This window comes from Pseudomonas neuropathica (assembly GCF_051174785.1).
GTDB lineage: Bacteria > Pseudomonadota > Gammaproteobacteria > Pseudomonadales > Pseudomonadaceae > Aquipseudomonas > Aquipseudomonas neuropathica_A.
Window position 1 is genome coordinate 155,435 of record NZ_CP195111.1, and the last position, 21,373, is coordinate 176,807.

Below are 21,373 nucleotides of genomic sequence, written 5' to 3' on the forward strand. Positions count from 1 at the left end.
ACCTCACTCCGAAGCTGTAGCAGTGGGCGACGTCAAGCGCGTCACCCCGGTGAAACCGGCCAGCACCAGGCTGCCATCGGCGGCCTGCACGACACTGGAAATCGGTTTGCCCAGCGGTTTGCCGAAAGGCTGCAGGGCTGTTGCGTCGCCCGTGGTGCGAAACATTGCGCCCGCCTGATTGACCAACAACAGCTGGCCGTCAGCGGTGCGGATCGCTTCACTGAAGGACACGGGCATCGGTACGGCCGCGGGCACGAAGCTGTTGCCGCCGTCGCTGGAAATGAACGCGTTGCCTTTCAGGCCTGCCGCCAGCAGCGTGCCGTCATCGCGTACTTGCAGGGCGAAAAAGCTGCCGCTGTACGGGCTGTCGAGCGCGACGAAGGATCGTCCGCCGTCCTCGGAACGCGCCACATAACCTTGCTCGCCAGCGATGAACCAACGCTCGCCTTGTTGCGCGATGGCATACAGATGCGCGCCCATCGGATTGTCGATCTGGCCCATCAGCGAGTGCCAGCTCACGCCGCCGTCCTCAGTAGCAAACGCGAGGCCGTAGGCGCCGACGATCAGGCCGTGACGCGCATCGGTGAACTTGAGGCTGAGAAACGGTTTGTCCGCGCCTTCGCTGACCATCCGTTCGGCGGTTTGCACACGTGCCGCCGCTGTATCGGGGTCAGTGGCTATCGGCAATTGCTCGCGTGCGGCGTGCAACTCCAGTTGCGCCGCGCGATTGCCATCCAGTTGCAAAACCCAGTTTTCGCCACCGTCGTGGGTGACTAGCACCGCACCGGCATGGCCGACCGCCCAGCCAGTGTTGGCATCGACAAATTGCACCGCCGTAAGGCTGACGGACACCGGCACCTGCGCCTGCCGCCAACTGATGCCGTTGTCATCGGAGAGCAAGACGATGCCGCGTTCGCCGACCGCCACCAACCGCGCACCTGCCCGCGCCAGATCAAGCAAGACGGCTTGCCGGGCCTGCGGCGCGCGCATTGCCGGGGTGTGCAATACATCACCGACAACAGCAGCCTGAGCCTGGCTCACGGGTAATACGCAAGGCAGCGCCAGCAGCGCTAACAACCGCCCGAGCACCTGACAGATTCTGTTCATACCGACCTCGAAACCACCTGTGAAACCGGATCGCCACACCTGTCGCGATCCGGCCCGATTCAACGAACCCCGGCACCCGCCATTGCCGCTGGCGAGAATTCAGATGCCTTGTAGCGATCGACCACGCCGTATTGCTCAGGCAGACCGGTGTAGACGTTCTGGATAAACCAGGCGCCGGAGGTCAGGTCGTAGAAACCCGAAGACAGCTGCGCTTGCGCTGGCAGATCCGGCAGCACGGCCGGTAGCGACCACAAGGTTTTGGCGAGTTGGCCGTTGGCGTCCCAGCGATCGCCGAGCATCGCTTGCCAGGTGTCTTCGTCGAGGTAGTAACGGCCCTTCGGCAGTTGGTGACGCTTGCCCGGCGCGAGTTCGGCGTCCACCACCCACACGCGATGCAATTCCCAGCGCACGTAATCGGGATTCATGTGATGGGCCAGAAACAGGTCTTCCGGTTTGCCGGCGGTCAGGACTTTGTTGGTGTTGTAGGGGATATACATTTCCTGCTTGCCGACCAGTTTCCAGTCAAAGCGATCGATGCGCCCCTGGAACACGCTCAACTCGTCGAACGACATCACCCCGGCGGTTGCCGGCGTCGGTGTGTCACAGCAGGCATTCGGCAACTTGCGCACGCGGCGCTGGCCGGTCAGATAAACGTGAGCCTGGGACTTGTCGCCGTTGATATTGGTGCGCCCCATGATTTGCTCACCGGCACGCAACGGCGGGCCGACGTTAAGCAGGCGGAACAGCCAGTAATCACCGGCGAAACTTTCCGGCGTGCCGTCCTGGTAGTAATACGGCATGTCCTGGATCGCCTGGCCGTCAGTGGTCATCACCTGTTTGCCGTCTGCAGTCATCAGGTAATGGCGAAAGTGCATGGCCAGTGACGTGCCGCGCCAGTTGAGGATGTGGTTCCACATGGCTTCGGCGCCGTTATGCGGAATCGGGAATGGAATACCGCCAAACGCACCTTCGGGCACCGGTCCGGCGCTGCTGTCGACCAGCTTGGCGCGGGTCGCGTTTTTCAAAGTGTTGTCATATACCCATTGCGGCGCAGCGGCCGAGCGACGGGTCGGATAGACGTCGATGCGGTAGGTGTCAGGAAATCGCTTGAACATCTCCTTGGTGCCATCGCTGAGCTTGCCGGCGTATTGCGCCAGGTTCTTCGAGGTGATGCTGAACAGCGGCTTGTCAGCCGCAAACGGATCGCTACGTTTGCCGCCCGGTTTGTACGCCGGGTCGACCTTGGTGTAACCGCCCTGCCAGGCCGGAATGCTGCCGTCGGCATTGCCTGCGCGCTCGGCACCCATTGGCGTGAGACTGCTCGACAGTTTGGCGGCCTCTTCTGCGGTGGCCGCAGTTGCAACGTGACTCAGGACGGTCAGCGTTCCGAGCAAGGCAAAGCACAGGGCCTTCAGCCGTGGGAAGCGATTGTGGTGGTGAGAAGTCATGCGCAAGTCCTCTTAAAACGTGGTCTTGACGGAGAAGGCGAGGTAATCCCGATCCTTCAGCGATTGCTTGTAATTGAACTGGCTGAGGCCGTTGAGGTTGGTGTCCTCGGCGCCGTAGTAATGCGTGTAGGTCAGGCCGGCCGTGACGCGATCGAGGTAAGTGGCGGTGATGCCGATGTTGATGTCGCCGCCGTTGTCCGGGCCGAACGAGCTGACCACCGCTGATTTGCCCAGCGGGAAATAACTGACGCCGACCGGAATGCTGATATCGATGCCGGAGAAGAACTGGCGGTACGTCGGCGTGTAGACGACTTTGAAACCGAGGCCATCATCGGTGGCGTTCGGGTCCAGCGCGGCGCGATTTTTGGTGACGCTGAGCAGGCGGTTCCACGCCACTTCGCCAACCAGTCCGGACTCGCGGGCGATGAAGTTGGGGCCAAACGATGCCAACACGTTCAAGTTGACGTGAGCGGTGCGACCCACGGCGTAGAGCGCGTCATCATCGTTGTCGGCAATGACGCCGGGCAGTACGGTCTGACCGTTCGAGACCAGCGGCATGTTCCAGCGCATCGACGCTTCACCGGCGAAGCTGTACTCGTCCACGGTGGTGGAAAAACTCGCGCCCAGCGCGCGAATATCTTCGGGGTAAACCCAGTAGTACTCGCCGATCTGGCCGGTGCTGAAGTTCGGCGCCGCCGTCGACGGTTTCAGATACAGCTTGGGCGTCTTGTCGTGATACTGGATGGCGTAGAGGCCGTACTCGACGGTCTCAGCGCTGTATTTCAGTTGCAGACCGCCCTGCCCCGAACTGCGCGCTTCCTTGTCATTACCGTGGAAAAACGCGGCGGGACTGGCCGGGTTGCCGCCGAGGAATGCCGGAAACGGCGCACCGACGATCAAGCGCTCATTGCCTTCGCCAATGGTGTCGCTGGTGGAGAAATAGCTGCCGGCGGCGGGCAGTCGGGTTTCTTCCCACTCGAGTTGGTAGTAGGCACCAAGCGATACGTCGTCAGTCAGTTGGAAGGTGCCAGACAGTTGATTGACCGGACGGGTGATTTCCTTGAACTGCGTATTAGGCACCGACTGCGCCTTGACCACGTCAACCGGGGCCATGCCACCGGCAATGCCGTTGGCGCCGAAGAACAGGCTCTCACCCCAGATCAGACCATGACGGCCGGCGCGCACTGACGTTGCACGGTCGGCCAGTTCACCGTTCCAGTAGACGAACGCGTCGAGGATTTCACCGTCGCCACCATGCAGATGACGGGTGTCATCGGTGAACTCGTCGTAGCCCACGGAACGTGCGTTGGCGCGGGACGGATCGTTATTGTCGTTGTTGCCCTGGTACTCGCTGTCGTACCACGCTGCGCCGCTCAAACGTGCGCCGAAGTCCTTAAATGACAGATCCAGCTCCGAGAGGATGTCGGTGCGATTGGAGATCAGGCCTTTTGTGAAGGCACGATCACCATCGTCCTGATTGAGCGCCACCTGACCTTCGGTCAACTTGCTGCTCGGGTTCTGCGTGCGCCAGGCAGCGCTGTACTTGACCGTGTTGTCCCAGCGCAACTTGAAATCCGGGTTGCCAGTATCGATGTCGAAAGCCTGAGCGGCCTGGCTGCACAGCACCAGCAGCGCAGCAACGCTCAAACCAAAGGGTGCAGACGAGCAGACCGGGCGACGCGCGAGCGCCGCAGTCGTAGAACTAACCATCGCGTTAACCTCTTGTTTTTATAGTGGTAACTGCTGTGGATGCGTCGCAGGTGGGGCTTAAATCGGCTCGGCAGTGCGCGTGAGCATTTGCTTGACCAGGCCAATGCGATCAAAGGCGCGGTCGTGCTGCATCTCCTTGTCACCGGCCAGCACCGAGCTTTCGCTGATGTATTTGCAACGCTCGAAGCGCCGCGCCATGAAGCGCTGCAGTTGCTGCTCGGCGCTGCTGGAGGCGGACTGCTCGCGAGTGAGTTCTTCGCTGAGCACAATCGCGTCTTCGATGGCCATGCCGGCGCCTTGACCGAGGTGCGGCGTGGTCGCGTGGGCCGCATCGCCGATCAGCAGGACGCGGCCGCGATGCCACGGTTCATCGACGAACACCACTTCCATCGGCTTGTAGACGACCTGGCTGTTGTCGGTGATTTGCTCGCGCAGCTCGCCGATCAGCCCGGTAAAACCTTGCAGGCGCTGGCGCATCTGCGCAGCCAGATCGGCAGGATCCATCCACGGATTGGACGGTTCGTGGGACGTCAGAAACAGGTACATCAAGTTGCCCGCCAGCGGCACCAGCCCGGCGTTGCCGTCAGCGCTTTGATAGTTGGCCAGATGATCGATTTGTGGCGCGCGGGGAAAGTTATAGCGCCACACCGATTGACCGGTGAAACGCGGGGTGTAGGTATCGCCGAAGACCAGGCTTCGCACTTTCGAAAACAGACCATCGGCGCCGACCACCAGGTCGTAGCGGCCGCGACTGCCGTCGGTGAACAACACGTCGACCTCTGTGCCGTTGTCGTCCAGCGCTTCCACACTCAGGCCCAAACGCACGTTGGCGCCGAGTTGCAGAGCGGTTTCGCTGAGAACTTTATGCAGCGCCAGGCGGGAAATGCCGACGTTGGCGGGATACTGCGGGCCGGCCAGACGCTGACCCGGAATGCGCGCCAGTTGCTGTCCGCCGGGGCCGTAGATAGCGACGTCTTCGAAGGCATAAGCGGCATCAAGATAACCGTCGAGAACGCCCAGCTTGGCCATTTCACGGACGACGTTGCTCTGTTGAATAATCCCGACGCCATAGACTGTCCATTCGGACTTGAGCTCGATCAGGTCGACCTCGATATCTTTACGCCGCAAGGCGATGGCCGCACACAAGCCGCCGATACCACCGCCCACGATCAGAACGTTGTTCACTGCACTCATGGTGTTCTCTCTTTTTATTCTTGTGATCGATGCTGCGTCGGGCACGGCATCGTTGGATGAAGCTTCCCGGCAAAGCAGGGATTTGACTAATCGCGAGTAAGGATGCGATGTATCGCCGTACGCGATACCTCGATTTATCCCGGCTGCGGCAACTCTTCAGGCATTCGTAACAGCAGCCAGCCATCCTTCTCGCAGAACGGCAGCGCCTCCAGCCTCTGGCCCAGGCACGGGCCGTAGATGCACTCGCCCGTCGCCGGCAGAAATTGCGCACCGTGGGCGTAGCAGACGATCAACTGGCCATCGGCGGACAGGAAACGGTCCTTGCGATACTCCAGACGCACGTCCAGATGCGGACAACGGTTGCGATAGACCCGCACCTGATTGTCGTGACGCAGGGCAAACACGCTGTCGCGTCCCTGCGCCAACGGATCGAATCCGCGCGCCCGGCCCTCCTCCAGTTCGTCCAGTCGACACAATGGCTGCGCAATAGCGCTCATGATCAGCGCCGGCCTCAACCGAGTTTTGGCGGTGGTCCGCCCGGGGCCCATTTTTCTTTTGCGCTGAACAGGAACAGCTGCGAGTTATCCGCCGACAACGGTGCGCGACGGGCCTCCCAGGCGTCATCGTGCTTGTCCATGTCGGCGTCGTATTCAATGTGGCAGCCCAGCGGACTGTTGAAGTACCAGAACCAGTTGGAGCCAAACAGGTGACGGCCCGGGCCCCAGAAACTGGTCCAGCCTTTTTGCTCGAAACGCGTCCCGGCCAGCAGTACTTCGGTGCCACTGCCCATGTGGAAGGTGAAGTGTTCGCAGCCCTTCATGTGCGGTGGGGTCTGGATCATGAACAGGCAATGGTGATCGTCAGAACCGGCCGGGCGCATGAACGGCCCGGCGCCAATGAAGGTGTCGGTGGTGCGAAAACCCAGACGCTCGGCGTAGAACGCTTCTGCTTTCGCTGCATCGGGTACGAAATACACCACGTGCGACAACGTGCGCGGAACAGCGCCCATATCGAGGGTAATGCCCGGCTGGTTAAGCGGCCGCTGTGGCGCATGGCCGGCGGCGTTGGTCAGGTCATCCGGCGCGCTGTAAGGCTTGCGTACGCTGACCTGAAAAGCGATGGCGAAACCCATGTCGTCAACGCTGTGCAGCACGCCGTGCTGATCACGACGGACGCTACGATCACGGGTCAGTTCATCTTCGATGGCATCCAGATCGCTGATCGCGCCGACCCCGTAGACCGTCTCGCGAATCGACGGCGCCGGACCGATCGCCGCCGGCAAATCAGGATCGTCGGCTCGACGGATAATCACCGCGGTGCCATCCAGCGCTTCGAAACGCCCGCCGTTGCTGTCAACGCCGACCGGCGCAAGGCCGTAGTCGCGCAGGCAATCGGTGCAGGCTTGAATGTCATCGACGCCAAAAATCAGGGCATCAAGGCCAATGATGTTCATGGCTTACCACTCCATTGAAATTATGATCCGGTGACTGTCGCCATGGGCGCCTTGCAGCGCGCCGGGCCTGACTGGAAACCGGTGGTGGTGTCGGCAGCAGGGCCGACTGCGGCGAAGATTGGCGCAAGGGCTGACAGCTGACTAATCGCGAGTCGGGATGCGACCTATCGGCAAACGCGATACCTGCGACGAAGGTTGACGTGTCGATGGATTCGTTCGAATGTATTGCGAAAATAAATACAAAAACGGACCTGCCCATGCGTTTCAACCATCTGGATCTGAACCTGCTGGTCGCGCTCGATGTATTGCTCGAAGAGCAGAACATCACCCGCGCTGCCGAACGCCTGCACATGACCCAATCCGCCACCAGCGGTGTGCTCGCGCGTTTGCGCACCTACTTTGAGGATGAGTTGCTGGTGCAGGTGGGACGCAAGATGCAGCCCACGCCCTATGCCACGGAACTGGCCAGACCGGTGCGTGAAGTCCTGCTGACGATCCAGTCATCAATCACCGCCAAACCGGTGTTCGACCCGGCCACCAGCAAGCGTCATTTTCGCTTGGTGACCTCGGACTATCTGATCAGCGTGCTGTTCGCCCAAGTGATCCAGAACATTCATCAGGAAGCGCCCAACATCACTTTCGAAATGCTGGGCCCCAGCGACAATTCCGGCGAGTTGCTGGTGCGTGGCGAGGTCGATCTGATGATTGTTCCCGAGCGCTACATCATTGAAGGTCACCCTTCACGCCTGCTGTTCGAAGAAGAACACGTGTGCGTGGTCTGGCAAGGCAATACGCAAGTCGGCGACACCCTGACCCTTGAGCAATACATGGAGATGGGCCATGTCTCGGTGGGATTTGGCCGTACCCGGCACATGAGCATCGAAGAATGGTTCATGAATCAATACGGCTTCAATCGGCGCATTGAAGTGATCACCAGCGACTTCAATACCTTGCCGCAACTGATTGTCGGCACGCAGCGCATCGCCACGATGCACCAGCGCCTGGCGAACCTCTACGCGCACTATCTGCCGCTGCGCATTCTGCCGCCGCCGGTGAAGATTCCGGTCATGCGCGAGTACATGTTGTGGCATCGCAGCGTTGACGGCGACCCGATGCACCGCTGGCTGCGCGAACGCATCAGCGAATCCATCCAGCATCTACAACACGTGCCCATCGTATCTCGCGATACCTCGTATCCGCCGTCACGATTGGCCAATTAGTCGGGTGATCCTTAACGTGCCTTGGGAATGCCAAGGCAACCACAAGGACAACAATAATCATGTTTCGCTATTTCCCGACCAACTACGTTTGGAATCTCTCTGTCGACCTGGCCATTGAAATGGGCGCGCGCATGGGTGAAATCGAAGAGATGTGCGCCCCGCTGCAAGAGGCTGCGAAACAGCCGGACGCTGCCGGCACCCGCGCCTTTCGCGAAACCTGGGCGAAAATGGCTGACAAGCTCTGCGGTCTGGCCGAAGAAGACGAAGGCAATGGCCGGATGCTCTCGGCTGGCGAAAAATACAACCGCGCCGCCACTTACTATTTGACCTGCGAGCGTCTGCAAGCCCATGGTGCGCCAGGCCGTACCGAGCTGTATCAGCGTTTTCTGCAGACCTTCAAGCGCGGCATCGAACTGTCGCGGGAAAACTGTGAACGGGTGGAAATCCCTTACGAGGGCAAACATCTTTCCGGCTTGCTCGTACGCGCCGAAGGCGTCGAGGGTCCGGCGCCGATACTGGTGCAGGTCAACGGTCTGGACTCGACCAAGGAAATGAAATACCGCGTTGGCCTGCCAGCCTGGCTGGCGAAACGCGGCATCTCTTCGCTGATCATCGACCAGCCCGGCACCGGCGAAGCGCTGCGCCTGCATGGCCTGACCGCACGATTCGACAGTGAACACTGGGCCAGTCGCGTGGTGGACTGGCTGGAAACCCGAAGCGATGTTGACGCCAAACGTATCGGCCTCGAAGGTGTCTCGTTGGGCGGTTATTACTGCCCGCGTGCAGTTGCATTCGAACCGCGCTTCGCCTGCGGCGTAGTCTGGGGCGCCAACCATGACTGGCGTGATGTGCAAAAGCGTCGACTGGAAAAGGAAGGCAGCTTCCCGGTACCGCACTACTGGGCGCATGTCTGCTGGGTGTGGGGCGCCAAGGACGTCGAAGAGTTCATGACCATCGCCGAAGACGTCCACCTCGATGGCGTGCTCGACCGGATCAAGGTGCCCTTCCTCGTCACCCACGGTGAGCAGGATTCGCAGATTCCATTGAAGTGGGCGCATCGCACCTACGAACAACTGGTCAACAGTTCAAAATGTGAACTGAAAATCTTCACCGAACGTGAAGGTGGCGTGCAGCATTCGAGCTTCGACAACAGCATCAATGCCGGGCAATACATTGCTGACTGGGTTGCTGAAACCCTCGGCGGTCGCACCGCTTGATCCACTGAAAAACACGCCATAAAAAACGCCGGACAATCTTTCGATTGTCCGGCGTTTTGCATTAACGGATGTTGGGAGGTATCGCTAACGAGGATACCAAGCGCCAATGCGCGCTATAGCAGGTAAGCAAAAGCCCTGCGACCACTCAGTTGCTTGAACCAGTCAAGACTCGCAACGGTAGATACAGAAGGACGGTACTCACACCCGATCCATCCCGCGTAGCCGCGCTGCTCCAGCGCCGCGAACAAGGCTGCAAAGTCGAGGCTCCCCGTTCCCGGCTCGTGACGACCCGGGCAATCGGCAATTTGCACATGCACGGTTCTGTCATAAAACTGCGCCAGCACATCAGATGCGTTTCCGGTCAAAAGCTGCGCATGGTAAAGATCAAGAATCAGCCCAACACTCGGGAAGGTTTCCAGAATCTGTTGTGCCTTGCTGAAGTCAGACATGTAATAGCCCGGCATCGCCTCCGCGCTGATCACTTCGATAAGCGGCCGCAGCCCCTGGTCTTCCAAGTACTTGACCGCATATTCCAGGTTGCCCGCGTAGGTTCGCTCAGCGTCATTCTGCGTGGTAACGCCCGACATGATGTGGACATCCGCACACGCCAAGGTCTTTGCGTAGCGGGCGGCCTGGAGCAATCCGTCACGAAATTCCTCGCCCCTGCCCTGTAACGCGGCGATGCCTTTGGTCACGCCAGCCGGGGCGGCGAACTGAATTAACGGCAAACTGTATTGGGCTAGATGGTCGGCAAGCAGACTGGCGTCGAATTCGTACGGCGACGGGAACTCCACTGCCCGGAAACCGGCGGCTGCGGCGGCTTCGATGCGCTGCAGAAAAGGCAATTCATTGAATTGGAAACCGAGATGAGCATTGAACTTGAGCATTGGGTAATCATCCATCCTGGGAAGAAACGACATCGGTAGCCTGGAGCATCCTTCGCCGCTCCAGCACTGCACTATCGCAAGTGCGTTCAACGATTAAAACCAGGTTTCCATCTGAATACCGTATTGCCATACCCCTCCCGCCTGGAAGTCGGACATGCCAAAGGAGTCTGCAGTGCTGAACCTGTCCAGATCCGAAGACCAGTTCATGTAGCTGGCGAACACTCGCAACTCCGGACGCGTGAGTAGATCGCCGACGTCAAGTTTGAATGTCGGGGCGACCGTGAATTTCCAGAAGTTACCATCGACCGCATTGCGTTGTAGATAGCCTTTGGGGTCGAGGTTCATGGTTTGCCAGCTCATTTCGTAGGCCATTTCGAAGTTGCTGTTGATTTTGTTGGCCAAGCGCACGTTCAGGGTCAGCCAGCGGTAGTCGTCACCTTTGACGTATCGATCCTTGCTCTGTTCGGCCAGCAAACTAGGCCCGATGCGCCAGTCAGAGGTCAGCGGGGTCTCACCGTAAAGCGCCAGACGCAGCGCGCGGGCGTCGTCGATCAACTCACCGTCCGAGCCAACGTTCTTGACCTCGGCCCCCAGACCTTGCCCATAGAGCAGCGCCGTTTTGAAGAAGCCTTCCCTGCCGAAAAAGCTTTTCTGGTGATTGGCCAGCATGCTGTGCAAACCGGAATCCGCAGGCGTCAAACCGGCCTTGTTGGTGTGGGTGCCGAAATCGTTTTTCTTGGCACCGATGGCGTTGTACATCCACTGCCACTGGCCATCCTCGAAGAACTGGTTGGAGGTCAGGATGTAGCTTTCCACATCGGCATTAATTCCGCCTTGACTGAAATCCCCGTAGCTACGCCCAATCAACGAGTAATTGGAGCGCCAATCCTTGTTCATCTGCACATCGTAAATTCCACCGCCGGTGCCGGCCAGGTAAACGACGTCCGAGTCCAGCCAGTGGATATCGAAATTATCTCTATCGAAGCGCTTGCCCGCCCACAGCGTAGCGTTTTCGAAGACTGAATTGCCTTTGAACGCAGCGACATGGTCGAGCGTGGCGAACACCTGGCGTACGTTGAGGTTGCTTTCGTCGGCCGTCCAGTCATTGGAGCTTTCCACACCGTCGGCGATGGAGACGGTGAATTTGGAACGGGTGCCGTTTTGCGCATAGAGCTCTTTCGACAAATCGATACGCATGTAGGTGTCGTCCTCGTTACCGAGTCGCCCGACTGCCCCGCCCACCGAGCCGGCCGGCGTTGTGTAAGGGCCGCCACGCCCGCCACCCAGCCCCTCGTCGACCAGCAACCCGGAGCGCGCATAGCCGTTGAAGCTGAATCCATCGGTGAGGTTCCCGGTACTGCCCTCCTTCTCCAGGCTTTGCTGACGGGCTTCGAGTTTTGCCAGTCGGATATCCAGAGCTGGCGCCGAAATGGCCGTTGCGTTAGACGCGACGGACTGTGAGGGCGGTGTCGCGAATTTGATCTGCTGCAATTCCCGGGCAAGTGTCTGGGTCTGCTGTTCGGCCGTGGCTGCACGCTTTTCCGCTGCGCTGGCACGGGCTTCCAGTGCGGCCATGCGCTCTTCCAGCGTCGCCGCCTGAGAAGCCGCTGCCGATGTGCCGAGCACGCCGACCAGTAGCCAGCTTGATCCTTTCTGCATGTTGATTCCCTGTTTTGTTTTTATTTTTGGTTGCCGCGATTGCCTTTTTTGCGTGAGTTGCGAGTTGTCGCAATCGACGAAAAAAAGGGTGCCTCATCGCAAATACGCTGCTACATTTAGCGATGTTAACGTTAACTTTTCTAAAAACAAAAATAAAGGACGCTCGATGAAACACCTGAAATCGCTCCTGCCAGTTGCATTGATCACCCTGTTTGCCGCACTTCCATCCGTCTCGAGCGCAACCGATCTGACGATCTCGTGCGGTGCGGTGGGAGCGGAGTTGCAGCTGTGCAAGGAGGCCGTCGAGACATGGTCGAAACAGACCGGCAACGACGTCGAGGTGGTCTCCACGCCTAACTCGGCAACCGAGAGGTTGTCGTTCTACCAGCAGATCCTCAGTGCGCAGTCCACCGACATCGACATCATTCAAATCGATATGGTGTGGCCGGGGATGCTGGCCAAACACCTGATGGATCTGCGTGAGGTGCTGCCCGCCAACGCGACCCAAGGCTACTTCCAGGCCCAGGTCGATAACGCCACGGTCAACGGGCGGCTGGTGACGATGCCGTGGTTCACCGACTCGGGGCTGCTGTATTACCGCAAAGACTTGCTTGAGAAATACAACAAACAGGTTCCTCAGACGTGGGAGGAAATGACCACTACCGCCAGGGACGTGCAACAGGCTGAGCGCAGCGCTGGCAACGCCAATCTCTGGGGTTATATCTTTCAGGGACGTGCCTACGAGGGGCTGACGTGTAATGCGCTGGAGTGGATCAGCAGCCAGCCGCAAGGCGGACTGATCAATCAACGCGGCGACATCGTGGTCAACAGTCAGGCCTCAAGAGCGGCGTTAACGCTGGCGAAAAGCTGGGTCGGCGACATTTCCCCGCGCGGCGTGCTCAATTACACCGAGGAAGAAGGACGTGGCGTATTCCAGTCGGGCAATGCGCTGTTCATGCGTAACTGGCCTTATGTCTGGGCCCTGGTGCAAAGCCAGGACAGCGCCGTAAAAGACCAGGTCGGCGTCGCTCCCCTGCCCCGCGGCGGCGAGACCGGCGAGCATGCCTCCACCCTCGGTGGCTGGGGCCTGGCGGTCTCGCGTTACAGCGCGCATCCCAAACTTGCCGCTGAGCTGGTGAGCTACCTGAGCAATGCCCAAGAGCAAAAACGTCGAGCGCTGAAAGGCGGCTATAACCCGGTGATCGAGTCGCTGTATCAAGATCCCGAATTGCTCGCGGCCATGCCTTATTACGCTCAGCTGCACAGCATTCTCAACGCTGGGGTCATGCGCCCCGCCGCCATCACCGCCGATCGCTATCCACGGGTCTCCAATGCCTTCTTCGATCGGGTGCATGGCGTGCTGGCCGGCGAGTTGCCCGTCGATCAGGCACTGGCCGAACTGGAAAGCGAACTCACGCGCATCAAACGCCGGAACTGGTAAGCCACAAGGAAGGAAATCACCATGTCTGTCTCTACGACCCATGCTCCGTTTGACGAGCTGCTGCTCGCGAGGGAAACGCCTGTACAACGTCGCCGGGTGCGCGCTGCCTGGCTGTTTCTGACGCCAATGCTGGTCTGCCTGGCCCTGGTGGCTGCATGGCCGCTGCTGCGCACATTCTGGTTCAGCCTGACCGACGCCAGCCTGGCGGACACCGGTGGCGCTACCTTCATTGGCCTGAGCAATTATCTGCTGTTCAGCGGTTCCGGCTGGTCGGGCATCCTCGTCGATCCACAGTGGTGGAATGCGGTGCGCAACACGTTGTATTTCACGGTGGTCTCGGTGGGACTGGAAGTCGTCCTGGGGCTGTTGGTGGCGTTGCTGCTGAACATCAAATTCACCGGCCGTTCGCTGGTGCGGGCGTTGATTCTGATTCCGTGGGCGATTCCGACGATTGTCTCGGCGAAGATCTGGTCATGGATGCTTAACGACCAGTTCGGCATCATCAATCACCTGATGCTCAGCCTCGGCCTGATTGACGCCCCGTTGGCGTGGACGGCAGATGCGGACCTGTCGATGTGGGCGGTGATCATCGTTGACGTCTGGAAAACCGTACCCTTCGTCACCCTGCTGATGCTGGCGGCCTTGCAGATGTTGCCGAGCGATTGCTACGAAGCGGCCAGGGTCGATGGCATTCACCCGCTGAACGTGTTCTGGCGTGTCACGCTGCCACTGTTGATGCCTGCACTGCTGGTGGCGGCGATCTTCCGCATCCTCGATTCCCTGCGGGTATTCGACGTCATTTATGTGCTGACCTCGAACTCGTCGAGCACCATGAGTATGTCGGTGTATGCCCGCCAGCACCTGGTGGAATTCCAGGACGTCGGCTACGGCAGCGCGGCGTCGACGCTTTTGTTTCTGGTGGTCGCGGTGATCGCCATGCTTTATCTCTACCTCGGACGCCGTCAACTGGAGGTCCGCGCATGAGCCCGCGCCTGCTGAAAAAAGCGCTGTTGCGCCTGGGGTTCTGGTGCCTGATCGGGGTGTTGCTGCTGTATGCGGTTTTCCCTTTCTACTACGCCATCGTGACCTCGCTGAAGCCCTCCAGCGCGTTGTTCGAGGTGAGCTACTGGATCGAAAATCCCGACTTCTCCAATTACGCGGCGATCCTCCACCAGGCTTCATTCCTGCGAGCGATCGGTAATTCGCTGGTGGTTGCGCTGTGCGTGGTGACGCTGGCGCTGTTCCTCAGCCTGACCGCTGCCTATGCCTTGGGCCGGGTGAAATTCCGTGGGCGTGGCACGGTGTTGATGATGGTCCTTGGCGTGTCGATGTTTCCTCAGGTCGCGGTGCTGTCGGGACTGTTCGAAGTGATCCGCGCCTTGGGTCTGTACAACACGTCGTGGGCGTTGATCCTCAGCTACACGATTTTCACCCTGCCCTTCACCGTCTGGGTGCTGACCACTTTCATGGGACAACTGCCCCATGAACTGGAGGAAGCGGCAATCATGGATGGAGCGTCACCGTGGGTGACGCTGACCCGTGTGCTGTTGCCGCTGCTCTGGCCAGCCCTCGTCACCACGGGCTTGCTGGCATTCATCGCCGCGTGGAACGAGTTCCTGTTTGCCCTGACGTTCACCCTCACCGACAGCCAACGCACGGTGCCGGTTGCCATCGCCTTGATTTCCGGCGGCAGCCCCCATGAGTTGCCTTGGGGGCTGTTGATGGCCGCCTCGGTGCTGGTCACCGTCCCACTGGTGATTCTGGTGCTGATCTTCCAGCGCCGAATCGTTTCCGGTCTCACTGCCGGCGCGTTAAAGGGTTGATGCCCAACAAAGACAAGGAACAGCATCGTGATCAAATTGAAACTGGACAACGTGAACAAACAATTGGGCGGCGTGCGGATTCTTCGCGACATCAGCCTGGAGATTGCGGCAGGTGAATTCGTGGTGTTCGTCGGCCCTTCGGGTTGCGGAAAGTCGACGCTGCTGCGCCTGATCGCCGGACTGGACTCGATCTGTGCCGGCGATCTGCTGATCGACAGGCGCCGGGTCAACGACCTCGAACCGCGCGAGCGTGGCGTCGGCATGGTGTTTCAGTCCTATGCGCTGTACCCACATATGAGCGTCTACGACAACATCAGTTTTGGTCTCAAACTGGCCAGAACGGAAAAGAGCAGCCTGCGCGAGCGCGTACTGAAAACCGCGCAAATCCTGCAATTGGACAAACTGTTGCAACGCAAACCAAAAGAACTGTCGGGCGGGCAGCGTCAGCGTGTGGCCATGGGCCGGGCCATGGCGCGGGAGCCGGACATTCTGTTGTTCGATGAGCCGCTGTCCAACCTGGATGCCTCGTTGCGGGTGCAGATGCGCAACGAAGTCGCCCGACTGCATGCCCGATTGGGCTCGACCATGATCTACGTCACTCACGACCAGGTGGAAGCGATGACCCTGGCCGACAAAATTGTCGTGCTCAATGGCGGCCATATAGAGCAGGTCGGCTCACCACGCGAACTCTATGAGCGCCCGGCCAGCCGCTTTGTCGCCGGTTTTCTCGGTTCGCCGAAAATGAATTTTCTGCCGGCACGCCTGCAGGCGCCAGGCGAAACCAGCCTGGTTGATGCTGCCGTTTTGGGGATGACCACCCTGCCCTTCGACAGCTCGAACCTGGCGGCAGACGCCTCGCTGAGCCTGGGCGTTCGTCCGGAACACCTGTCGCTCAAAGCGGCGCCGGGAGCGGCTGGCGTCGTCGTGACCGGGGTCGAATACCTCGGCAGCGAAACCTATGTGCACCTCGATACCGGGCAGGACGAGCCACTGATCTGTCGTTGTGAAGTCAACGCCGGATGGCAGACAGGCGATCGGGTCGAACTGCAACTGGACATCGACAAAATCCACCTGTTCGACGCCGACGGCACGGCATTGAAGCGCCATCCGCACGCCATTGAATCCGTGGCGGATGACCTCTCTCGGCGCTCAATCCGAGCACACGCGCTATGACCTTGTCTTTGAATACCCAGAGCGATCCCATGTCTTCGACCCTTGACCTTGCGCAACGCGCCCTGGCTGACAGCCAGTCTCGCGTCATCGAGGATTATCGACCCGGTTATCATATTGCCCCGCCGGCCGGCTGGATGAACGACCCGAACGGCGTCGTGTACTTCCGTGGCGAGTACCACGTTTTCTATCAGCATCACCCCTTCGACGCGAAATGGGGGCCGATGTATTGGGGCCACGCCAAGAGTGCCGATCTGGTGCATTGGCAGCACCTGCCCATTGCGCTGGCACCCGGCGATGACTGCGACCGCGACGGCTGTTTTTCCGGTAGCGCCGTGGTCTGTGGCGATACCCTGGCGCTGATCTACACCGGGCACACCTGGCTGGGGGAAGTGGGTGACGAGCGCTTGATCAAACAGGTCCAGTGCCTGGCCACCAGCAACGACGGCATCCACTTCGTCAAACACGGCGCGGTGATCGACAGCGCGCCGCAAGACGCCATCATGCACTTCCGTGATCCCAAGGTCTGGCAGGCGGATGGCTATTGGTACCTGATTGCAGGCGCACGTCTGGGCGACAGACCGCTACTGCCGCTGTACCGCTCCAATGATCTGCACGTCTGGGAATTCCTCGACTATGTGTCCGCCGGCAGCGAGGGCGATGGCTATATGTGGGAATGCCCGGACCTGTTTCGACTGAATGGACGCGATGTGCTGCTGTACTCTCCGCAAGGCATGCAAGCCGACGGTTATGACCGGCTCAACAAGTACCAGACCGGTTATCGAGTGGGCCAGCTCGACAACCAGTGGCACTTCACGGGCGGGCCTTTTATCGAGCTGGATAACGGCCACGATTTCTATGCGGCGCAAACGCTGTTGGCCGCCGATGGGCGGCGCCTCGTCTGGGCGTGGCTGGACATGTGGGAAAGCCCGATGCCGAGCCAGGCCCATCACTGGTGCGGCATGCTCGGACTGCCACGCGAACTTGAGCTGTGCGCCGAGCGCCTTTGCGTGTATCCGGCACGGGAGCTCAGCGCGCTACGAATGACGCAATTGCCGGGGGCGCCGTGGTGGGAAGCGTCGGGAACCCGCTGGGTGCCGGAGGTAAACGGCGACATGCTGGAAATCCATGTGCATCTCGATTTGCTCGGCTGCACTGACGGCCACCTGGGAGTCGCCCTCCGTTGCAGCGACGATGGTCGTGAAGAAACCCTGCTCTATTACGATGCGTCACTGCAGCGCCTTGTGCTTGATCGCAGCCGCTCGGGTGCGCAAGTCACCGGCCAGCGAAGCGTCTCGATAGACCCGACGCTAGAGCGTCTTGAGCTGCGCGTGTTCCTCGATCGCTCATCCATTGAGGTGTTCGACGAAAACGGCCGCTTCAGCCTCAGCAGTCGCCTCTATCCGCGCTCCGACAGTTTGGGCGTGAAGCTGGTGGCAAGCGGGAGTGGCGGCCGCGTCTCGATTGCCAAGGCATGGCCGCTCGGTTCTGGATGGTCATGAGCGGCGTCATTCGGGTCGCGAGAAGCCCGGGCCCTGTGTCATGATTCTGCGTCAACCTGACCGGCCGCACTTCGCATGACTTCAGTGAAAGACGTTGCACAACTGGCCGGCGTGTCCCTGATGACGGTGTCTCGAGCGCTCAATTCTCCGGAAAAACTGAGCCCCGAAACCCTTCTAAGGGTGCGTCGTGCCATTGATGAACTGCAATTCGTACCCAGCCTGTCAGCGCGCAAGATGCGCGGTGACAACCTGCAGTCGCGCACCATCGGCGTGTTCGCGCTGGACACCGCGACCACGCCCTTCGCGGTCGAGCTGCTGCTGTCCATTGAACAGACCGCGCAGCAAGCCGGCTGGAATGTCTTTATCCTCAACCTGCTAAGCAACCCGCCCACCGACCAGAACATCGACCTGATGCTGTCGCACCGTCCGGACGGCTTGATCTTCAGCGCCATGGGGTTTCGCCAGGTCAGCATTCCCGAGCGCTTGAAGAGCAAACCTCTGGTGCTCGCCAATTGCCTGGCAGATGACAGCCGCCTCGTCAGCTATGTACCCGACGACGAAATGGGCCAGTATCGCGCCGTACACCACGCGTTGAGCCTAGGCTACAAACGTCCTCTGTGTATCAATCTGCCGAAACAGAGTCTGGCATGGGGGCTGCGTCAAAAAGGCCTGCAGCGTGCCTGTCAGGCATTCGGACTGGCGCCTGACACGCTCCTGCAATACGACCTTTCCGATCATGATGCCTACAGTGAAACAGCCGCTATTCTCGACCGGCATGTCATTGATGGTCGTCCCCGATTCGATATTCTGATCTGTGGCAACGACCGCATTGCCTTCTGTGCCTATCAGCTGTTGTTGGGACGAGGCCTGAAAATTCCCGACGATGTCGCCGTCCTCGGCTACGACAACATGATCGGCATTGCCGAGTTGTTCATCCCGCCGCTGACCACGGTGCAACTGCCGTACTACGAGATTGGGCGCCAGGCTGCACGGCATCTGATCGAGACCCTTGAGCTATCGGGAACTCAGCGAGTTGACTGTCCATTGGTGGTCAGGACATCACTCTGAGAGTGCTGTCGTTCGCTGATAGCGCTCCCGATTGCTTTGGATTTGCCGAGTGAAATCAGAAGTCCACTGTCGCTGAAAGTAGATAGGTTCTCGGTGTCGACAACGTCAAACCCGGCTCACTGTCATCCGAAGCGCCTGCCGAACTCCAGTAGCGTTTATCCAGAACGTTCTCGACATTGGCGCGCAGGGTGATGGTTTTCTCATCGACCTTGAAGGCGTACCGCGTGCCTATGTCGAAGCGCTCCCAAGCGTCGATTTCCTTGTCGTTCGACTGATCCAGATACTGCGAACTCGAATAGATGCCCCGCGTTGTCAGCGTCAGCCCCTGCACGGTCGGCACGTCCCACTCTGCGCCGAGATTGACGTTGTATTTCGGCGTCGCCGGCGCGCGATTGCCGTCGAAGGTGCCGTTGGTGGTGTGAGTCAGCTCGCTGTCGATGTACATCACGCCGCCGAGCAAACGGAAACCTTTGAGCGGTTCGCCGAACACGCTCAGCTCCACGCCATTGTTCTCGCGCTTGCCATTGGGCCCGAAGACTCGCGTGGTGGCGTTGGTTTCGTACGCCGGTTGCTTGATGCGAAACACCGCAGCGGTCAACGCGTAGGCGCCGGCGTCGTATTTGGCACCGACTTCAACCTGACGGCTGATGAACGGCGGGAAGATTTCGTCCTCGTTCACCGATGTCGACGGCGCGATCTTGCCCTGACTCAGGCCTTCCATGTAGTTGGCGTACAGCGACAGCTTGTCCGTCGCCTTGAACAGAATGCCGCCCGATGGCGAGACCTTTTCCTCGTCGTAGGCCGTGTCACCTTTGACGTCATCGCTCCAGTCATCAACTTTCACCCGCTGCCAGCGCGCACCGAGGGTCAGCAGCAATCGATCATCAAAAAAGCCCAGCGTGTCGGACAACGCCACGCCGCTGAAGCGGTTCTCCGTGTAGACCTTGGCGTCATAGCGCGTCGGTGTGCCGGGTTTGGCGGTTTCCACCGGGTCATACAGGTTGCTGCGGCCGGCCGCATAACGCGCGCCGCCGTTCTCGAAATCCATGTAGAAGTAGCTGGCAGCGAGGTTGACCTCATGGCTCACCGGCCCGGTGTGGAACCAGTTGCGCACGCCGGCGGTGGCCGTGCGCACGTTTTCGTCGCGGGTGAAGTCGCGCGGTTGCACGCTGAAATCACCGGCGTCGTTGGTCACGGAAACCGCATGCCGAAGGAAGTCGTGATTGCTTTTCCGCGCACCAACACCGCCGTAGACCATCACCGAATCACTGACATCAAACTCAGCGTTGACTGTACCGAAGGTGTCTTTGGTCCGCGCCTGGCTCCACGGTTGCGCGTAGTTATCGCGGACATCGTTGGCGTTCGGAACCTTGGCGTTGGCGCCGACTTGAACGCGTTCTTGCGGTGCGTCGGTATCGCGCTCGGTGTGACCGATATCGGTCGAAAGCCGTAGCCGCTCACCGCGAAAATCCAGACCGAGCACCGCCATGTCGCGATCGACGCTCTGGTGGTCCCATTCCGTGTCACCGGATTGCTTCACGCCGTTGAAACGCAAGCCGAACTGGTTGTCTTCACCGAAACGGCGGCCGACATCCACCGCGCCACCGACCTGATTATTCGACGCGTAATTGGCCGTCAGTGAAGTGATCGGCTGATCGGTAGCGCGCTTGGGCACCACGTTGATCCCCCCGCCCACACTGCCTCTCGGCGAAATACCGTTAATGAGCTGGCTCGGGCCTTTGAGAATATCGACGCGATCAGCCATTTCCATGTCAATGGTGTACGTCGGCAGCACGCCATAGAGCCCGTTGTACGCCACGTCGCTGTTGAACAGGCTGAAACCACGGATGGTGAACTGCTCGTAGCGGCCACCGGCCGGGTTGGTTGCACGCACCGAAGGGTCGCTGGCGATCAGATCGCCCAGCGTGCGTGCCTGCTGGTTTTTCACGGCTTCGCTGGTGTAGGTGGTCATGCTGAACGGGGTTTCCATGAAGTCTTTCGACCCCAACAAGCCCTGCGAGCCACGCCGCGCGACTTGGCCGCCGGCAAACACATCGGCATCGCTGGAACCAGTAGCACCGAGAATCGACGTCGGCGCCAGTTGCAGGCTGCTGCCCTCGGCGGCTGGAATCAATGTGTAGGCTTGCTCGCCCAGCGGTTGCAGTTGCAGACCGGAACCCAGCAACAAGCGAGCGAACCCCTCCTCCACAGCGAACTCGCCGGACAAGCCGTTGCTGTTGCGGCCACTCACCAGTGCCGGATCGACCGACAGATTGACCCCGGCCAACCCGGCAAACCGCGTCAACGCTGCACTCAGGCTGCCGGCCGGCACCTGGTAACTGCGCCGAGCGGCGTCTTCGGCCCAACTGGATTGAATCAACACAGGGCTGGCACTCAGGCTCAGCAGGAGGCTCAACTGCAACAACGGACGCAAACGACTTGGGAATACTGCGGGCATTGGAAGAAGCTCTCGA

The 21,373-nt window shown here is 59.9% G+C and carries 17 protein-coding genes; 8 read left to right on the forward strand and 9 right to left on the reverse strand.

Annotated features, from left to right (window positions below):
• Positions 1–3 precede the first annotated feature (3 nt).
• From ACRRSD_RS00735 to ACRRSD_RS00760, 6 genes are all read right to left on the reverse strand, one after another.
• The gene (locus tag ACRRSD_RS00735; RefSeq protein ID WP_435036690.1) at positions 4–1,107 is read right to left on the reverse strand and encodes a WD40/YVTN/BNR-like repeat-containing protein; all 1,104 of its coding nucleotides are present in this window, start codon (positions 1,105–1,107) and stop codon (positions 4–6) included.
• Between the two features lie 59 nt (positions 1,108–1,166).
• Positions 1,167–2,555, reverse strand: coding sequence for a DUF1329 domain-containing protein (locus ACRRSD_RS00740; RefSeq protein WP_435036691.1), 1,389 nt, complete (start codon positions 2,553–2,555; stop codon positions 1,167–1,169).
• A 12-nt stretch (positions 2,556–2,567) separates the two neighbouring features.
• Positions 2,568–4,265 (reverse strand): DUF1302 domain-containing protein, encoded by a 1,698-nt coding sequence (locus tag ACRRSD_RS00745; protein WP_435036692.1) that lies wholly within the window; start codon positions 4,263–4,265, stop codon positions 2,568–2,570.
• A gap of 57 nt (positions 4,266–4,322) precedes the next feature.
• Positions 4,323–5,459 carry an FAD-dependent oxidoreductase gene (locus tag ACRRSD_RS00750; protein ID WP_435036693.1) on the reverse strand — a complete coding sequence of 379 codons (1,137 nt, stop codon included), beginning with the start codon at positions 5,457–5,459 and terminating at the stop codon, positions 4,323–4,325.
• A gap of 134 nt (positions 5,460–5,593) precedes the next feature.
• Positions 5,594–5,956 carry a Rieske (2Fe-2S) protein gene (locus ACRRSD_RS00755; RefSeq protein ID WP_435036694.1) on the reverse strand — a complete coding sequence of 121 codons (363 nt, stop codon included), beginning with the start codon at positions 5,954–5,956 and terminating at the stop codon, positions 5,594–5,596.
• 14 nt (positions 5,957–5,970) lie between these two features.
• Positions 5,971–6,912: a VOC family protein gene (locus ACRRSD_RS00760; RefSeq protein ID WP_435036695.1), complete on the reverse strand. Its 942-nt coding sequence runs from the start codon at positions 6,910–6,912 to the stop codon at positions 5,971–5,973.
• A gap of 257 nt (positions 6,913–7,169) precedes the next feature.
• Here ACRRSD_RS00760 and ACRRSD_RS00765 point away from each other — a divergent pair, with 257 nt between their 5' ends.
• Together ACRRSD_RS00765 and ACRRSD_RS00770 are read left to right on the forward strand one after the other, a co-directional pair.
• On the forward strand, positions 7,170–8,132 hold the full coding sequence (locus ACRRSD_RS00765; protein WP_405123749.1) for a LysR family transcriptional regulator: 963 nt from the start codon (positions 7,170–7,172) through the stop codon (positions 8,130–8,132).
• Positions 8,133–8,191: 59 nt separating this feature from the next.
• Complete coding sequence (locus tag ACRRSD_RS00770; RefSeq protein WP_435036696.1) at positions 8,192–9,349, forward strand: alpha/beta hydrolase family protein; 1,158 nt, start codon at positions 8,192–8,194, stop codon at positions 9,347–9,349.
• A gap of 113 nt (positions 9,350–9,462) precedes the next feature.
• On the opposite strand, the gene ACRRSD_RS00775 is transcribed toward ACRRSD_RS00770, so the two are convergent.
• Positions 9,463–10,236, reverse strand: a complete 774-nt coding sequence (locus ACRRSD_RS00775) for a hydroxypyruvate isomerase family protein (protein ID WP_435036697.1) — start codon at positions 10,234–10,236, stop codon at positions 9,463–9,465.
• Positions 10,237–10,329: 93 nt separating this feature from the next.
• The gene (locus ACRRSD_RS00780; RefSeq protein WP_435036698.1) at positions 10,330–11,895 is read right to left on the reverse strand and encodes a carbohydrate porin; all 1,566 of its coding nucleotides are present in this window, start codon (positions 11,893–11,895) and stop codon (positions 10,330–10,332) included.
• Positions 11,896–12,061: 166 nt separating this feature from the next.
• On the opposite strand from ACRRSD_RS00780, the gene ACRRSD_RS00785 reads away from it, so the two are divergent.
• The 6 genes from ACRRSD_RS00785 (at position 12,062) to ACRRSD_RS00810 (ending at position 18,899) form a co-directional block, all read left to right on the forward strand.
• Entirely contained in the window at positions 12,062–13,336 is a 1,275-nt protein-coding gene (locus ACRRSD_RS00785) for an ABC transporter substrate-binding protein (protein ID WP_435036699.1), read from the forward strand.
• A 21-nt stretch (positions 13,337–13,357) separates the two neighbouring features.
• Positions 13,358–14,320, forward strand: a complete 963-nt coding sequence (locus tag ACRRSD_RS00790; protein ID WP_435036700.1) for a carbohydrate ABC transporter permease — start codon at positions 13,358–13,360, stop codon at positions 14,318–14,320.
• The gene (locus ACRRSD_RS00795) at positions 14,317–15,159 is read left to right on the forward strand and encodes a carbohydrate ABC transporter permease (RefSeq protein WP_095118847.1); all 843 of its coding nucleotides are present in this window, start codon (positions 14,317–14,319) and stop codon (positions 15,157–15,159) included. The genes ACRRSD_RS00790 and ACRRSD_RS00795 overlap by 4 nt, the downstream gene beginning before the upstream one ends.
• Before the next feature lie 27 nt (positions 15,160–15,186).
• The gene (locus ACRRSD_RS00800; RefSeq protein ID WP_435036701.1) at positions 15,187–16,332 is read left to right on the forward strand and encodes an ABC transporter ATP-binding protein; all 1,146 of its coding nucleotides are present in this window, start codon (positions 15,187–15,189) and stop codon (positions 16,330–16,332) included.
• Positions 16,329–17,831, forward strand: a complete 1,503-nt coding sequence (locus ACRRSD_RS00805; RefSeq protein WP_435036702.1) for a glycoside hydrolase family 32 protein — start codon at positions 16,329–16,331, stop codon at positions 17,829–17,831. The genes ACRRSD_RS00800 and ACRRSD_RS00805 overlap by 4 nt, the downstream gene beginning before the upstream one ends.
• A gap of 75 nt (positions 17,832–17,906) precedes the next feature.
• Positions 17,907–18,899 (forward strand): LacI family DNA-binding transcriptional regulator, encoded by a 993-nt coding sequence (locus tag ACRRSD_RS00810; RefSeq protein WP_435036703.1) that lies wholly within the window; start codon positions 17,907–17,909, stop codon positions 18,897–18,899.
• A gap of 55 nt (positions 18,900–18,954) precedes the next feature.
• Here ACRRSD_RS00810 and ACRRSD_RS00815 read toward each other — a convergent pair whose 3' ends face one another.
• Positions 18,955–21,357 (reverse strand): TonB-dependent receptor, encoded by a 2,403-nt coding sequence (locus ACRRSD_RS00815; RefSeq protein WP_435036704.1) that lies wholly within the window; start codon positions 21,355–21,357, stop codon positions 18,955–18,957.
• Positions 21,358–21,373 lie beyond the last annotated feature (16 nt).

Excerpts from the sequence above, each read along its gene's own strand:
- ACRRSD_RS00815 (WP_435036704.1), bottom strand. The coding sequence starts at position 21,357 with ATGCCCGCAGTATTCCCAAGTCGTTTGCGTCCGTTGTTGCAGTTGAGC.
- ACRRSD_RS00750 (WP_435036693.1), bottom strand. The coding sequence starts at position 5,459 with ATGAGTGCAGTGAACAACGTTCTGATCGTGGGCGGTGGTATCGGCGGC.
- ACRRSD_RS00775 (WP_435036697.1), bottom strand. The coding sequence starts at position 10,236 with ATGCTCAAGTTCAATGCTCATCTCGGTTTCCAATTCAATGAATTGCCT.
- ACRRSD_RS00790 (WP_435036700.1), top strand. The coding sequence starts at position 13,358 with ATGTCTGTCTCTACGACCCATGCTCCGTTTGACGAGCTGCTGCTCGCG.
- ACRRSD_RS00735 (WP_435036690.1), bottom strand. The coding sequence starts at position 1,107 with ATGAACAGAATCTGTCAGGTGCTCGGGCGGTTGTTAGCGCTGCTGGCG.
- ACRRSD_RS00785 (WP_435036699.1), top strand. The coding sequence starts at position 12,062 with ATGAAACACCTGAAATCGCTCCTGCCAGTTGCATTGATCACCCTGTTT.
- ACRRSD_RS00795 (WP_095118847.1), top strand. The coding sequence starts at position 14,317 with ATGAGCCCGCGCCTGCTGAAAAAAGCGCTGTTGCGCCTGGGGTTCTGG.
- ACRRSD_RS00745 (WP_435036692.1), bottom strand. The coding sequence starts at position 4,265 with ATGGTTAGTTCTACGACTGCGGCGCTCGCGCGTCGCCCGGTCTGCTCG.
- ACRRSD_RS00805 (WP_435036702.1), top strand. The coding sequence starts at position 16,329 with ATGACCTTGTCTTTGAATACCCAGAGCGATCCCATGTCTTCGACCCTT.
- ACRRSD_RS00760 (WP_435036695.1), bottom strand. The coding sequence starts at position 6,912 with ATGAACATCATTGGCCTTGATGCCCTGATTTTTGGCGTCGATGACATT.
- ACRRSD_RS00765 (WP_405123749.1), top strand. The coding sequence starts at position 7,170 with ATGCGTTTCAACCATCTGGATCTGAACCTGCTGGTCGCGCTCGATGTA.
- ACRRSD_RS00780 (WP_435036698.1), bottom strand. The coding sequence starts at position 11,895 with ATGCAGAAAGGATCAAGCTGGCTACTGGTCGGCGTGCTCGGCACATCG.
- ACRRSD_RS00755 (WP_435036694.1), bottom strand. The coding sequence starts at position 5,956 with ATGAGCGCTATTGCGCAGCCATTGTGTCGACTGGACGAACTGGAGGAG.
- ACRRSD_RS00740 (WP_435036691.1), bottom strand. The coding sequence starts at position 2,555 with ATGACTTCTCACCACCACAATCGCTTCCCACGGCTGAAGGCCCTGTGC.
- ACRRSD_RS00770 (WP_435036696.1), top strand. The coding sequence starts at position 8,192 with ATGTTTCGCTATTTCCCGACCAACTACGTTTGGAATCTCTCTGTCGAC.
- ACRRSD_RS00810 (WP_435036703.1), top strand. The coding sequence starts at position 17,907 with ATGACTTCAGTGAAAGACGTTGCACAACTGGCCGGCGTGTCCCTGATG.